The sequence below is a fragment of the Dyella sp. AD56 genome (assembly GCF_002878475.1).
Classification (GTDB): domain Bacteria; phylum Pseudomonadota; class Gammaproteobacteria; order Xanthomonadales; family Rhodanobacteraceae; genus Dyella.
Map to the genome: position 1 here is coordinate 205735 of NZ_NRDP01000015.1, position 14090 is coordinate 219824.

Below are 14090 nucleotides of genomic sequence, written 5' to 3' on the forward strand. Positions count from 1 at the left end.
GTCACTCTGCTCCCTCGCCAGCCTTCAGGTCGGTCTGAGACAAGTGCGTGCCCAGCCCCTGGAGATACGCGATAACGGCATCCAGCTCGGTCTTGCCTTCCACGGCCTTGGCCGCACCGTCGATATCCGCATCGCTGTACGGATCACCGATGCGCCTGAGTGCACGCATGTGTTGCGCAACTTCTGCGCCGTCCAGCTTGTTGTCAGCCAGCCACGGATACGCCGGCATATTGGATTCCGGCACGACGTCGCGCGGGTTGTGCAGATGTGCGCGATGCCAGTCGTCGGAGTAGCCACGCAGGCCGACGCGGGCAAGATCCGGACCGGTACGCTTGCTGCCCCACTGGAACGGATGGTCGTAGACCGATTCGCCGGCGAGTGAGTAGTGGCCGTAGCGCTCCGTTTCAAAGCGAAGCGTACGCACCATTTGCGAATGGCAGTTGTAGCAGCCTTCGCGGACGTAGACGTCGCGACCGGCGAGCTCCAGTGCGGGATAAGGCTTGATGCCTGGCAAAGGCTTGATGGTTTCCGCCTGGAACATCAGCGGCACGATCTCGGCGAGACCGCCGAAGGAAACCGCCACGGCGACCAGGATGGCCATCAGCCCGATGTTCTTTTCGAGTTTCGCGTGTGTCTGGCTCATGTCTGTTCCTTCAGGCACGGGCGTCGGCGGCATCGGGGGCGAGCAGCGGTTGCGGCTCGGTGTTCGCGGCGGCCAGGCGGAAGGTCTTGAAGACGTTCCAGGCCATCACGAACATGCCCGACAACACGATCAACCCACCGCCGAGGCGGAACACGTAGTACGGCTTGGTCGCGTTCAATGCTTCGACGAACGAGTAGACCAGCGTGCCGGTTTCCGGATCGGTAGCACGCCACATCAGACCCTGCGTGACGCCAGCGATCCACATGGCGGCGATGTAAACCACCACGCCAATGGTGTGTAGCCAGAAGTGTGTATCGATCAGCTTGATCGAATACATCTTCGGCAGGCGCAGCAAGCGCGGCAGCATGGCGTAGATCGAGCCGATGGAGATCATCGCGACCCAGCCCAGCGCGCCGGCGTGCACGTGGCCGATAGTCCAGTCGGTGTAGTGGCTGAGCGAGTTGACCGTCTTGATGGACATCATCGGCCCCTCGAACGTGCTCATCATGTAGAACGAGAGCGAGACGACGAGGAACTTCAGAATCGGGTCTGTGCGCAGCTTGTACCAGACACCCGACAACGTGAGGATGCCGTTGATCGCACCGCCCCACGAAGGCGCCAGCAACACCAGCGAGAACACCATGCCCAGATTCTGTGCCCAGTCGGGCAGCGCCGTGTACTGCAAGTGGTGCGGACCGGCCCACATGTAGATGGCGATCAGCGCCCAGAAGTGCACGATGGACAAGCGGTACGAATAGATCGGCCGGCCAGCCTGCTTGGGCACGAAGTAATACATCATGCCGAGGAAGGCGGTGGTCAGGAAAAAGCCCACGGCGTTATGGCCATACCACCACTGCACCATCGCATCGACGGCGCCCGAGTAGACCGAGTACGACTTCATCCAACCGGCAGGGATGGCCAGGTTGTTGACCACATGCAGCAGTGCGATGGTGAGGATGTACGCGCCGTAGAACCAGTTGGCGACGTAGATGTGCTTCACCTTGCGCTTGACGATGGTGCCGAAGAACAGCACGGCGTATGCCACCCACACGATGGTGATCAGCACGTCGATCGGCCATTCGAGCTCGGCGTACTCCTTGCCCTGCGTGTAGCCAAGCGGCAACGAGACGGCAGCGGCCACGATCACCAACTGCCACCCCCAGAACACGAACGAGGCCAACTTGTCGGAGATCAGCCGCACGTGACAGGTGCGCTGTACCGTGTAAAGGCTGGTGGCGAACAGCGCGCAACCGCCAAAGGCGAAGATCACCGCGTTGGTATGTAACGGGCGCAGGCGACCATAGCTGAGCCACGGCACGTCGAAATTGAGGGCAGGCCAGTACAACTGTGCGGCGATGAAAACGCCCACCAGCATGCCGACCACACCCCAGACCACGGTCATCACGGAAAACTGCCGTATGACCTTGTCGTTGTAACTCCCCTCGACGCCCACCATGAGGCCCACTCCTAGCCATAACTGAACGGCAGGAAGTCTGAGCTGCGGCCCTGGCCGGCCAGTTGATCTGGATCAAGGACAGGCCTGAAGTGTGCTGTCGCGGTTTGTCGCAGGGGATCCCACCGCTGGAGCCATGGGCCTGGAGCAACGGGTAGATATCTCTATATCGCGAAAAAGAGATATATACTCCGCGCATCACCCACCATGGATCGCCTCGATGTCGTCCATCAGCTTTGAGTTCTTCCCGCCGAAGACCGATGAACAGCGTGACCAGCTCGACCAGGCCGCGAAGCTGCTCAAGTCGCACGCTCCTGAGTACGTCTCTGTCACCTTCGGCGCGGGCGGGTCGACCCTCAGCTACACCGGCGAAACGGTGCACCGCCTGCACACCTCCCACGGGCTGAGCGTGGCACCGCATCTTTCTTGCGTGGGCGGCACCCGGGCCGAGTTGGCGGCGCTGCTTGATGACTACCGCGCCGCCGGCTATCGCCGCATCGTCGCGTTACGCGGTGACCTGCCCTCCGGCATGGCCACCCCCGGCGATTTCCGCTATGCGTCGGAACTGGTGCGCTTCATCCGCGAGCACTCGGGCGATCACTTCCATATCGAAGTGGCGGCCTATCCTGAAGTACATCCGCAGGCCGACGACGCGCTGGCCGACCTTCGCCACTTCAAGGCCAAGGTCGATGCGGGCGCCAATAGCGCCATCACGCAGTATTTCTACAACGCCGACGCTTATTTCCGTTTCGTGGACGACGCACGAAAACTTGGTGTGAAGGTTCCGATCGTGCCGGGCATCATGCCCATCTCCAATTTCTCCCAGCTCAAGCGCTTTTCCGACGCCTGCGGTGCGGAGATTCCCCGCTGGATCGTCAAGCGCATGCAAGCGCATGGCGACGATGCCGCCTCGGTCCGTGAACTGGGCGCGGATGTGGTGGCGCAGTTGTGCCGCCGCCTGCTGGAAGGCGGCGCTCCGGGTCTGCACTTCTATACGTTGAATCGCGCACGCGCCACGCGATCGATTCTGGACCGGTTGCACGGATAACCGACGAGGCGAGGGGTAAGCTCGGTGGATGAGCCGAGCCTGCCTGACGCTGCTGCTGTTCCTGTTGCCGTTTTGCGCCATGGCGCAGGACGGCATCCATCGTTGCATCGGGCCCGACGGCAATCCCTTGTTCACCGACCAGCCTTGCGCAGCCCTGCAGGCAACGCCCGTGAATGCGCCACCGTCGCCGCCGAAACCAACGACCACGCAAGGGCCGCCGGATATCGCGACAGCCGCCCCCCCAGCGATTACCTGCGCCGCCTCTGTCGCCGAACTGCGCCAGAGCATGGTGGATGCTTTCGCTACGCGCGATCCGAATCGACTGGCCGGCCTAATGATCTGGAACGGTTACGGTCGTGACGCTGTCGTCGCCGATATCCGCTCGCTGGGAGCGTTGATGCAGCAGCCGCTACTGGATGTCCGCGCATCAAACGATGACGACTCGCCGCCCTCGGATACCAGCGACCCAGCAAGCGCAGCGGATGATCACGCAACACAACGGCGCGATACGGGACAGGGCGATCAACTGATCGTGCACACTCCCTCAAACGACGGTAGCGGCAGCCCCCGCGAAAGCCGCTTCACCATCGTGCGCCGCTCGGGCTGCCTCTGGTTGCGCGCCTCGGGCTGACCCCAAGGGCATTGGTGCTACGCAAAATCGCCGCGCGGGCGAGCGCGGTATCATGGCGCGATTTTTTCCCCCCGGAGATCCCCCCATGGCGCAGCAGTACCCCGATTGGATCTGGCAGAACGGTGCCATCAAGCCCTGGCAAGACGCCACCGTCCACGTGATGGCGCACGCCCTGCATTACGGTTCGTCGGTTTTCGAAGGCATCCGCAGCTACGCCACACCGGACGGCGCCGCAATTTTCCGCCTGACGGATCACCTCAAGCGTCTGTACCAGTCGGCCAAGATCTACGACATGGTGCTGCCCTACTCGCAGGATGAGCTCGCCGCCGCCTGCCGTGAAGTGGTACGCAAGAACGGCCTGAGCGCCGCCTACCTGCGCCCGGTTGCTTACCGTGGCCTGGGCGGTTTCGGTCTGTCGGCGGAAACGCCGATCGACGTGGCCGTCGCCGCGTGGGCGATGGGCCCGTATCTCGGCCCAGAGGCCTTGGAGACCGGCATCGAGGCCTGTGTTTCCAGCTGGCAGCGTTTCGCGCCGAATACCATTCCGGCGGGCGCCAAGGCGGGCGGCAACTATCTTTCCGGCCAGCTGATCGCCCGCGAAGCGCGTCGCCTGGGCTTCGGCGAAGGCATTGCCATGGCCTCCTCCGGCCTGCTCAGCGAAGGTGCGGGCGAAAACCTGTTCCTGGTGTTCGACGGCGTGCTCCACACCACGCCTGCCAGCGCATCCATCCTCGCCGGCATCACCCGTGACACGCTGAAGACGCTGGCCCACGAGGACGGCATCGAAGTGGTGGAGCGCGATATTCCGCGCGAGTACCTCTACCTGTGCGACGAGCTGCTGATGTGCGGCACGGCGGCGGAGATCACGCCGATCCGCTCGGTGGACGGCAAGCAGATCGGCAACGGCAAGGCCGGCCGCGTTACGCGTCGCTTGCAGGAACTGTTCTTCGGCCTGTTCAGCGGCAAGACGAACGACCAGTGGGGTTGGCTGGAGCCGCTCTAAGGGAGCAAAGCTGTCGGGGCGCATACCGTGCGCCTCGACAGAATCAGGAAAACACAATGCTCGCGATGGCGCCGTTGGTATCGGAGCGCGGCCGCATTGAGACATCCCAAGCATAGAGGTCGCACAGGCGACGCACGATCGCCAGACCCAGGCCGGCACCGCTGCCACCCGCCCCTTCGCCACGGACGCCCCGCTGGAACAGGCGTTCCGCATCTTCGGGCTTGATGCCCGGACCGGTATCGATGACCTCGATGCGACCAGCACTCACCTCGACAGTGACGCGCCCTTCAAGCGTGTACTTGATGGCGTTGCCGATCAGGTTGGTCAGCGCCACGGACAGTACCGACGCGGGTGCATTCACGCTCACCTGCTGCTTGACGATCAGCTCAACTTCCAGCGGCTTGTCGCGCATCTGCGGGCGTTGGCTTTCGATGACGTCCGCGGCGACCTTCGCCACTTCGGTGGTTTCGCCGCGTGTCGGCCCACGACGCTCTGCGCGCGACAGCAGCAGCAGCGCCTCGACCAGTTCAGCCGCCTGACGAGAGGAACGTTCGATGCGCTTGAGACGCTCGCGCAGCTTGTCGGTGAGATCAGGCGACCCTTGCAGCAACTCGGTCGTGCTGGAGATCACCGCCAGCGGTGTACGCAACTCGTGGCTCACGTCGGAGTTGAACTCGCGATCACGCTCCACCATCGCGGTGAGTCGCTGCGAGTACTCATCGAGCGCGAAGGCCAGCTCGCCCACTTCGTCATCGGCAAAATGCGGCGCCAGCGGCTCCGCCTTGCCGTTCTTCCGGAAATCGCGCAACCGGCGAGCCAATTCACTCACCGGCTTGAGCACCTTGCGGGAAAGCCACAGGCCGATCGCCAGCGAGAGCAGGCCGAACAAGAAAACCGCGCCAATCACGCTAATGATCAGCTGCCGCTTGCCCAGCTCCTCGCGCGATACGTCATAGCGCACGAAGCTGATGATGCCGTTCTCGCGATACACCGCGAGTTTGTAGTGGTGGGAACTACCGTCCTCACCCATCTCGTTGATGTCGTGCACACCGGTATCGAGGTTTTGCCACGCCAACGGCGCCTTGTAGAGCGTGCGCTCGCTCTTGGTCATGCCGGTGATCAGACGCGACCCCGGCCCAGGCGCATCGGGATGAGCCTGGGCAAACTGATTGGCGTACTTGGCGTCATCTATCAGGCTGGAGTTGACCAACTGGTCCTCCACCCTGCTGCGGATATTGAGCGCCGCAAATGCAAACAACGCGCTGAGGCCGAAGCCGAACAGCGCGAAGGAGACGACCAGGCGGAACCTGAGCTTACGCCTGGACTGCATCCGGTTCGACCATCCGGTATCCAATGCCGTGCCGCGTATGGATCAGCGGCTTCTCGAAGGGCTTGTCGATGGCTGCGCGCAGACCATGGATATGCACGCGCAGCGAATCGCTGTCGGGCAGCTCTTCACCCCACACGCGCTGCTCCAGGTCCTGACGGGTCACCACCGACGGGCTGGCCTCCATCAAGGCCTGCAATAGCTTGAGGCCGATCGGGTTCAGCTGGATCGACTTGCCCTCGCGGGTCACGGTGAGCGTGTCGAGGTTGTAGGTGAGATCGCCCACCTTGAGCACCCGACTTTGCGGACCCTTGCCACGACGCGCCAGCACTTCCAGGCGCGCCGCCAGCTCTTGCAGGGCGAACGGCTTGGTCATGTAATCGTCGGCGCCCGACTCGAAGCCGGTGAGCTTCTGCTCCAGCGCATCGCGCGCGGTGAGCATGAGGATGGGGGTCTGCTTGTGCGCCTCGTGGCGCAGCTTGCGGGCCACATCCAGACCATCCATGCCGGGAAGCGTGAGGTCCAGCACGATCACGTCGAAATCATGCACCACAGCCAGATGCAGGCCCGTGACGCCGTCTCCGGCGAAATCGACCACATGGCCGCGGTCTTCCAGATAATCGCCGATGTTGGTGGCGATATCGCTGTTGTCTTCGATCACCAGTACGCGCATGCGTCCTCCATACGCAGCCGGCAACAGGGCCGGCTGAGGCAGCAAGCTTAACAAGCTTGCGCCACCGAAAGGGGGCCTGACAGGCAGGAACCTGAACAGGGTTGGGGGACAGGCAAGAAAAAAGCCCAGGCTGGTCGACTCGTGGTCGCTCGCCTGGGCCCAAGCTACTGCCCCGATACCGAAATCTGCTGTCACCGTACCTCGCGGAAGTGCCAACAAATTGCAGTGGGGTCTTTATAGGTGCCGTGCGGTTACACAGTAGTTAACCGGTACTCACATCGGCGTTAACCGCGTGCACTCACTTGCCACGCGGCTGCTGCCGGCCCGTATTCATCATGTCCTGCTTCAACTGCTGCGACTGATCGTTTTCTTCATTGATTTGCCGCTGGGTCTTGCACACCGTCTTGGGAATATTCGACCCCATCGGCTTGACCTGCTCGCAGACTTCACGGTCGGCGTCGTTGTGCGTGAGGATCGCGTTGACCTCAGACTGATTGTTGTAGAGCTGTACCTTGGACGTCGAATCCATGGCATCGACGGTGCCGAACTTGTCGTAAAGCGCCTGCATGGAGCCCAGGTCATGATCGACCGTCTCCTGGTCGCCCTTCTTCACCGAGTCGAACCGGCCACCGGGGGCCATCTGCTGACGAACATGATCGGCCACCGCGGCGAATTCGTCCTTGGTATTGGCCTTGACGTCAGGCTTGGTTTCCTTTGCGTGAACCGACGCCACCTGCAACACGAGCATTATCGCCGCCGAGACCGGCAGCCAGTACTTGCGCTTCATTGTGTTCCTCCACCCTGCGGCATCCCCCCTCGGGACGCGCCCTGCAGGAGGTCCCGATGTTAAATCTCGCGTGAAGCGGAGGTCAAAGTGCCAAAGGAACTAGGGCTTTCCACGCTCTAGGCGCGTTGTGAACGGCGCCTTGCAGGAACCTGTAGCGGGGCGCCCGCCTCCGCCTCAAGGTACTGAATGATCGCTCCCGCCACGTCCACGCCAGTGGATGCTTCAATGCCTTCCAGACCCGGCGATGCGTTGACTTCGAGAATGAGCGGACCACGCTTCGAGCGAAGCATGTCCACGCCGGCCACACCCAATCCCAACGCTGACGCTGCCTGGACGGCAATACGGCGCTCCTCGGCACTGAGCGTCGCCGCCTGAGCCGTAGCGCCACGATGAATGTTGGCGCGGAATTCACCCGGCACGGCTTCGCGCTGCATGGCCGCGACGACCTTCTTGCCGACCACGAAACAACGCAGATCGGTACCCTTGGCCTCGGCAATGAACTCCTGCACGAGGAAGTTGGCATAAAGCCCACGGAAGGCCTCGATAACGCTTTGCGAGGCACTGCGCTTTTCCGCCAGCACCACGCCCGTGCCCTGGCTGCCCTCGTTGAGCTTGATGACGTGCGGCGGCTCACCCAGCATGGCGAGCACGTCGGCGGTATCGTCCGGGTTATCGCCGAACACCGTCGCCGGCATGTCCAGGCCCTTGGCCGCCAGGATCTGCAGCGAGCGCAGCTTGTCGCGCGCACTGAGCACGGCATCGGACGAGTTGGGTGTGTACACACCCATCATTTCCAACTGGCGCAGCACGGCGGTGCCGTAGAACGTGCTGGTGACACCGATGCGCGGGATGACCGCATCGATGCCCTTGACCGGCTTGCCCTTGTAGCGGATGGACATGTTGCCCGGGGCAATGCGGACATAGCAGCGCAAGGGGTCGAGCACCCGCACCACGTGGCCGCGCTCGCGCGCTACGTCGACAAGCCGTTGGGTCGAATAGAGGCGGGTGTTGCGCGAAAGAATAGCGATCTTCATGAAACACCCGTTGTGCCCGTCCTGATGAGGCGGGGCTGTGTATAGGAAAGCGCGGGATCCACCACGAATCGACCGTGCAGGGCGCTGCGTCCGAGCAGCATGGGAAACAGCATATGACGCCTGTCGGTCAGATTGATGTCCACCGCAAAGCGTTCACCGGCAAGCACGACGTCGGTGCGGATGAACCAGCGCATGGTCCGCCGACCGCCCGTATCAGTCACGGCGCGGCGATCCAGGGCCAGGGTTTCGCAGGTCACCTCCACCCGATGGCGACCGCCAACGGTGACGGAGAAGCGCAGCCATGTATCGCCCGCACGCTCGAAACTTTCCAGCGTGTCCACGTGCAGCGAACTGCTGCGCGCGCCGGTATCGAGCTTGGCCTTAAGCAAGGGAACGCCGAGCATCGGCAACGACAGCCGCTCCCGCCAGCCGAGGATAGTTACTTCCGCCATGATCAGCGCGCGCCGCAGGGATTCGAGTAGGTGCTTCGGTGGGGTCGAGAGCAAGCAAGTTGGAGCGGGTGAAGGGAATCGAACCCTCGTCAGTAGCTTGGGAAGCTACAGCTCTACCATTGAGCTACACCCGCAACGCCGGAAGATGGTAACCCGCCTCCGCAGGACTTGGGAACAACCCCCCGCGGTACCGGAAACGCTTCAGCCGAAATACGGCGTGAACCGGACATGGCGGCCGGCTGAACCATTTTTTGCCACGGTGCCGCCGGTCCTTGCGACGGACGGAGCTCCCATCCGCATAATGCGTCCGCCGGCATCCGTTTTTCCCTACGTGTTTTTGCGGATGCCCAACGAATCCTTCCGCGATGACTTCGCGTCCAGCTCCGGAGAACTCCATGCGTGTGCTTACTGCTTCCCTGATGTCGCCGCGCGCCCGGCGATGGATGGCGGCGGCCTTGCTGACCTGCGTCAGTGGACTCTCACTGGCGCAGACGCAGACGCCACCGGACGATGGCAACACGGCCGGCGATCCACCTGCGCGCATCGCGCGGCTCTCCTACCGGGAGGGCGACGTCAGCCTGTTGCCGTCTGGCGAACAGAACTGGGGCGACGCCAGCCTGAACCGGCCACTGACTACCGGCGACCGCCTGGCTAGCGGCGACAATGGCCGCGCCGAACTGCAATTGGACAGCGGCACGCTGCGCATCGCGGACGACTCCAATGTCGGCTTTCTCACCCTCAACGATCAGCTCACGCAGCTCGAGCTGACCCAGGGCACGGCCAATCTGACCGTGAACAACCTGGGCGACGGCCAAGGCTACGAGATCGACACGCCCACCGTCGCGCTGGTGATCAACCAGCCCGGCACCTACCGCGTGGACATCAGCGAAGACGGCAAGTCCACCCGCGTGACCGATTTCGATGGCCGGGCCACGGTGTACGGCGAAGGCGGGGCACAACGCATGGTCGCCGCGGGCCGCTCGTACGAGTTTGCCGACTCCTCGCTCAACGAGGTGAGCATCAACGACATCCAAGGCGGCGACGACTTCGATGCTTGGTGCAACAGCCGCAATCAACGCTATGCCGCCGCACCGAGCGACCAGCAGTACGTGTCGCCCGATGTGGTCGGCGCGCAGGATCTCGACCAGTACGGCAATTGGCAGTCCGACCCGGACTACGGCCAGGTCTGGTATCCCACAAACGTGGCCGCAGACTGGTCGCCGTACAGCGACGGTTATTGGTCCTACGTCGGCCCGTGGGGCTGGACGTGGGTAGACGCGGCGCCCTGGGGCTTCGCGCCCTACCACTACGGCCGCTGGGCCCATGTCCGCGAACGCTGGTGCTGGGTGCCAGGTCCGATCGGCGTGCGCCCTGTCTATGCACCTGCGCTGGTCGCCTTCGTCGGTGGCGCTGGCTTCAGCGTTTCGGTGAGCGCCGGCCGCCCGGTGGGCTGGTTCCCGCTGGGTCCGGGCGAGGTCTACAACCCCTGGTACCGCGTTAGCCGCGGCTATTACACCAACGTCAACGTCACCAACATCTACGTGCGCAACAACCGCACCGTGGTAATCAACAACATCAACAACAACTACAACTACTTCCGCGGCGGCCACGACATGCCGAACGAGCGGTACATGAACCGTGACGTGCCGCATGCGTTCCGAGCCATGTCCGCGCAGGACTTCGTCGCTGCGCGCAATGCGCGCCAGCACATGGCCCCGGTAGACCCGCGCCAGTTCGCGAACGCACCGGTGATGTCCCGCGGCGTCAGCGGCATCGCGCCGGTGCACACCAGCTTCGCTCCACCGCGCCCGGCCACCGCGCGACAGCTTCCCGTCGGCGGCTTTCAGCGCGAAGTGGTGGCTCGCACGCCGCCGGCTGCCAACTTCGGTGGACGCCATGCCAACGTGGCCGGCGCTCCGCGCATGGCCGCTGCGGCGCCCAGCAACGTGCGGCTTCTGAACAACAGCCCGGGCCCCGGCATGCGCACGGGCGTACCTAACCGCCAGCAACCTCTTCCGGCAGAGCAGAACGGACCGGTGCGCGGCAACCAGCCTGCTCAAGCGCAGGTCCCCGTCAATCGCCCGACCCAACGCGTCGACAACGCGACCGCAGCGCCGCGACTCGGTGAATTGCCGTCGGCGCGCTTCGTTCACCCGAACAGCCAGCAGCCCCAAGTCCAGCGCAGCGATAACGCCCAACCGCGCCCCGGCGTGAGCTTCATCCCGAACGCGGCCGAAGATCGCCAGCGCGCCCAGCAAGCCCAGGGCACGCTGCCTAATGTTCAGCGTATCGAACAACAGGCGCCGCGCCAGCCGGTGAACCAGGACAACGCCATCCAGCGGCAGGAAATGCAGCAGCGCCAGGCCCAGCAGCAACAGGAAATGCAACAACGCCAGGCCGCACAACAGCAGGAAATGCAACAGCGTCAGGCAGCGCAACAACAGCAGGAAGCACAGCAACGCCAAGCCTCGCAGCAACGCCAGGCTGCCCAGCAGCAGGAGATGCAACAGCGTCAGGCTATGCAGCAGCAAGAAATGCAGCAGCGCCAAGCCATGCAGCGAGAGGAGCCGCAGCAGCGCGGCTATGAGCCGCCACGGGGCAATTACCAGCCGCCGCAGCAGCAGCCCCAGCAACAACGTCAGCCGCAGCCCAGCCACGAGGAACATCGCGCGCCGCCTCCGCCGCACAAGGACGACCAGCACAACTGAGGCCCCGCGAGGCCTCCCGCCCAGAAAGGCCCGGCCATGCCGGGCCTTTTTCTTGCCAGCGCAGGCATCGGCGCCAGCAGCCGCTACAATGGCCCGATGCAAATCACACTCAATGGCACTCCACGCGACTGCTCCCCCGCCACCACCGTCGCCCAGCTGCTGGACGAGGCCGGTTACGGCCAGCGCCGCGTTGCCGTGGAGGTAAACCACGAGATCGTCCCGCGCAGCCTGCACACCAGCCATGCCCTGGCCGCAGGCGACCGCGTGGAGATCGTCCATGCCATCGGCGGCGGCTGATCGCCCCCGCATCCGTGTTCACGCGACGCCAGCGCGTCGCCGCAGACTGAAGACCCCACGATGAACATCAAGACGCTCGATTCTTCTGATCCGCTGATCATCGCCGGCAAGAGCTACGGCTCTCGCCTGCTCACCGGCACCGGCAAGTACAAGGATTTCGACGAGACCCGCCGCGCCAGCCAAGCCGCTGGCGCCGAGATCGTCACCGTCGCCATTCGCCGCGTGAACATCGGCCAGGATGCCGGCCAGCCCAATCTGCTCGATGCGCTGCCGCCCGAAGAGTTCACCCTGCTGCCGAACACCGCCGGCTGCTACAACGCCGTAGACGCCGTGCGCACCTGCAAGCTCGCCCGCGAACTGCTCGATGGCCACAAGCTGGTGAAGCTGGAAGTGCTCGGTGACCAGCGCACGCTGTTCCCCGACGTGGTGGAAACACTCAAGGCCGCTGAAACGCTGGTGGCCGACGGCTTCGACGTGATGGTCTACACCAGCGACGACCCGATCCTGGCCAAGCGCCTGGAAGACATCGGCTGCGTGGCGGTGATGCCGCTGGCGGCGCCGATCGGCTCGGGCCTTGGCATCCAGAACCGCTACAACCTGCTGGAAATCATCGAGAACGCCAAGGTACCGATCATCGTCGACGCCGGCGTGGGCACCGCCTCCGACGCTGCCATCGCGATGGAACTAGGGTGCGACGGCGTGCTGATGAACACCGCCATCGCCGGTGCAAAGGATCCGGTACTGATGGCGCACGCAATGAAGCTCGCCATCCAGGCCGGCCGTGCCGCATTCAAGGCAGGCCGCATCCCGCGCAAGCGCTTCGCCTCGGCGTCCAGCCCGATCGACGGCACCATCGGTTGATCCATGACTGACCAGCACGACCACAACGGCGAACACGACGACGCCGAGCATCCGCAGTTTATGCGCCGCATCCGCAGCTTCGTGCTGCGCGAAGGCCGCATGACGCCGGCCCAGCAGCGCGCCTTCGACGACCACTGGGCCCGATTCGGCATCGACTACACCGCCACACCGCAAGACTATGCCACCCGCTACGGCCGCAGCGCGCCGCTAGTTCTGGAGATCGGCTTCGGCAACGGCGAAGCGCTCGCGTGGGCGAGCGAGAACGACCTCAGCCGCGATTTTATCGGCGTCGAAGTCCACGGTCCCGGCGTGGGCCGCCTGATGAATGCGCTGGCGGCACGCGATGCGACCAACGTGCGCCTGTACAAGCACGACGCCGTCGAAGTGCTGGAAAACGAGATCCCGCCCGGCACGCTCACCGAAGCACGCATCTGGTTTCCCGACCCCTGGCACAAGAAGCGCCACAACAAGCGCCGCATCATCCAGCCGGAGTTCGTCGCCCTACTCGCCTCACGCATGGCCCCGAACGGCCTGCTGCACTTGGCCACCGACTGGCAGCCCTATGCCGAGCACATGCTCGAGGTGATGGAGGCTGCGCCGGATTGGCGCAACGACATCGGGCCGGGCCAGTACGCGGAGAAGCCCGCGTGGCGCATCGAGACGCACTTTGAGCGTCGCGGGCTGAAGTTGGGGCATGGGGTGCGGGATCTGCTTTATCGCAAGGTGTGAGGTTACGGTTTTGCTGGGTCTGGGCTGATGAGCTGGCTTGGGTGATCTTCGGCTGGCGGTATGTCCAACGTGATCGCTTCATTCGAGCTGTCATTTCCGCTCTTTTTCGGTTGAACGAATCGAACAAGCCCGAGGCGTCTAGAACGCCTCAGCGTTGCCCCTCTCCCCTTGGGAGAGAGGGTTGGGGTGAGCGGTGGGTGCTCGCCTCACGGTTTCATCTTTGGCCGTCATCCCGGTGGCGACCGGGATCCCGCGGCGTCAGTGATTGGCTGTCGCCTCGTGCGTTACAGCGATCTGGCCGCTTACGCAGCGGGCGTTTCGATCGTATGCCGACGACGCGAAGCTAGTCCCCGTGGGACGCTCGAGTCACTTTTCTTTTGCTGGCCCAAAAGAAAAGTAACCCAAAGAAAATGGCCGTAAAGCCAACGCCCGCGGCATTTCGAT

14 protein-coding genes and 1 tRNA gene are annotated in these 14090 nt (G+C 63.7%); 7 read left to right on the forward strand and 8 right to left on the reverse strand.

Annotated features, from left to right (window positions below):
* Window position 1: 1 nt before the first annotated feature.
* Both ccoO and ccoN read right to left on the reverse strand, forming a co-directional pair.
* Window positions 2–643: a cytochrome-c oxidase, cbb3-type subunit II gene (ccoO, locus tag DyAD56_RS11890; RefSeq protein ID WP_102302973.1), complete on the reverse strand. Its 642-nt coding sequence runs from the start codon at window positions 641–643 to the stop codon at window positions 2–4.
* Window positions 644–653: 10 nt separating this feature from the next.
* Window positions 654–2099, reverse strand: a complete 1446-nt coding sequence (ccoN, locus tag DyAD56_RS11895; RefSeq protein ID WP_102302974.1) for a cytochrome-c oxidase, cbb3-type subunit I — start codon at window positions 2097–2099, stop codon at window positions 654–656.
* A gap of 217 nt (window positions 2100–2316) precedes the next feature.
* On the opposite strand from ccoN, the gene metF reads away from it, so the two are divergent.
* The 3 genes from metF to DyAD56_RS11910 all read left to right on the forward strand — a co-directional run bounded on the left by metF (window position 2317) and on the right by DyAD56_RS11910 (window position 4778).
* Complete coding sequence (metF, locus tag DyAD56_RS11900; RefSeq protein WP_102302975.1) at window positions 2317–3144, forward strand: methylenetetrahydrofolate reductase [NAD(P)H]; 828 nt, start codon at window positions 2317–2319, stop codon at window positions 3142–3144.
* 28 nt (window positions 3145–3172) lie between these two features.
* The gene (locus DyAD56_RS11905; protein ID WP_102302976.1) at window positions 3173–3775 is read left to right on the forward strand and encodes a DUF4124 domain-containing protein; all 603 of its coding nucleotides are present in this window, start codon (window positions 3173–3175) and stop codon (window positions 3773–3775) included.
* A gap of 85 nt (window positions 3776–3860) precedes the next feature.
* Complete coding sequence (locus DyAD56_RS11910; RefSeq protein ID WP_102302977.1) at window positions 3861–4778, forward strand: branched-chain amino acid transaminase; 918 nt, start codon at window positions 3861–3863, stop codon at window positions 4776–4778.
* A 43-nt stretch (window positions 4779–4821) separates the two neighbouring features.
* On the opposite strand, the gene DyAD56_RS11915 is transcribed toward DyAD56_RS11910, so the two are convergent.
* The 6 genes from DyAD56_RS11915 to DyAD56_RS11940 form a co-directional block, all read right to left on the reverse strand.
* Window positions 4822–6108, reverse strand: a complete 1287-nt coding sequence (locus tag DyAD56_RS11915; RefSeq protein ID WP_102302978.1) for a HAMP domain-containing sensor histidine kinase — start codon at window positions 6106–6108, stop codon at window positions 4822–4824.
* Window positions 6092–6778 carry a response regulator transcription factor gene (locus DyAD56_RS11920; protein WP_019466282.1) on the reverse strand — a complete coding sequence of 229 codons (687 nt, stop codon included), beginning with the start codon at window positions 6776–6778 and terminating at the stop codon, window positions 6092–6094. Before DyAD56_RS11920 ends, DyAD56_RS11915 begins: the two co-directional genes overlap by 17 nt.
* Before the next feature lie 298 nt (window positions 6779–7076).
* The gene (locus tag DyAD56_RS11925; RefSeq protein WP_102302979.1) at window positions 7077–7565 is read right to left on the reverse strand and encodes a hypothetical protein; all 489 of its coding nucleotides are present in this window, start codon (window positions 7563–7565) and stop codon (window positions 7077–7079) included.
* Window positions 7566–7681: 116 nt separating this feature from the next.
* Complete coding sequence (gene rimK, locus DyAD56_RS11930; protein WP_102302980.1) at window positions 7682–8599, reverse strand: 30S ribosomal protein S6--L-glutamate ligase; 918 nt, start codon at window positions 8597–8599, stop codon at window positions 7682–7684.
* Window positions 8596–9051, reverse strand: coding sequence for a RimK/LysX family protein (locus DyAD56_RS11935; RefSeq protein WP_102302981.1), 456 nt, complete (start codon window positions 9049–9051; stop codon window positions 8596–8598). The genes rimK and DyAD56_RS11935 overlap by 4 nt, the downstream gene beginning before the upstream one ends.
* A 60-nt stretch (window positions 9052–9111) precedes the next feature.
* Window positions 9112–9185 (reverse strand) — tRNA-Gly (locus tag DyAD56_RS11940).
* Window positions 9186–9446: 261 nt separating this feature from the next.
* Between DyAD56_RS11940 and DyAD56_RS11945 the strand changes: the two genes are divergently transcribed.
* The 4 genes from DyAD56_RS11945 to trmB all read left to right on the forward strand — a co-directional run bounded on the left by DyAD56_RS11945 (window position 9447) and on the right by trmB (window position 13646).
* On the forward strand, window positions 9447–11759 hold the full coding sequence (locus DyAD56_RS11945; RefSeq protein WP_102302982.1) for a DUF6600 domain-containing protein: 2313 nt from the start codon (window positions 9447–9449) through the stop codon (window positions 11757–11759).
* A gap of 96 nt (window positions 11760–11855) precedes the next feature.
* Window positions 11856–12056: a sulfur carrier protein ThiS gene (gene thiS / locus DyAD56_RS11950; RefSeq protein ID WP_102302998.1), complete on the forward strand. Its 201-nt coding sequence runs from the start codon at window positions 11856–11858 to the stop codon at window positions 12054–12056.
* Between the two features lie 60 nt (window positions 12057–12116).
* A complete protein-coding gene (locus DyAD56_RS11955; RefSeq protein ID WP_019466276.1) occupies window positions 12117–12917 on the forward strand; it encodes a thiazole synthase in 801 nt (266 codons plus the stop codon).
* Between the two features lie 3 nt (window positions 12918–12920).
* Complete coding sequence (trmB, locus tag DyAD56_RS11960) at window positions 12921–13646, forward strand: tRNA (guanosine(46)-N7)-methyltransferase TrmB (protein ID WP_102302983.1); 726 nt, start codon at window positions 12921–12923, stop codon at window positions 13644–13646.
* The last annotated feature ends 444 nt before the right edge of the window (window positions 13647–14090 follow it).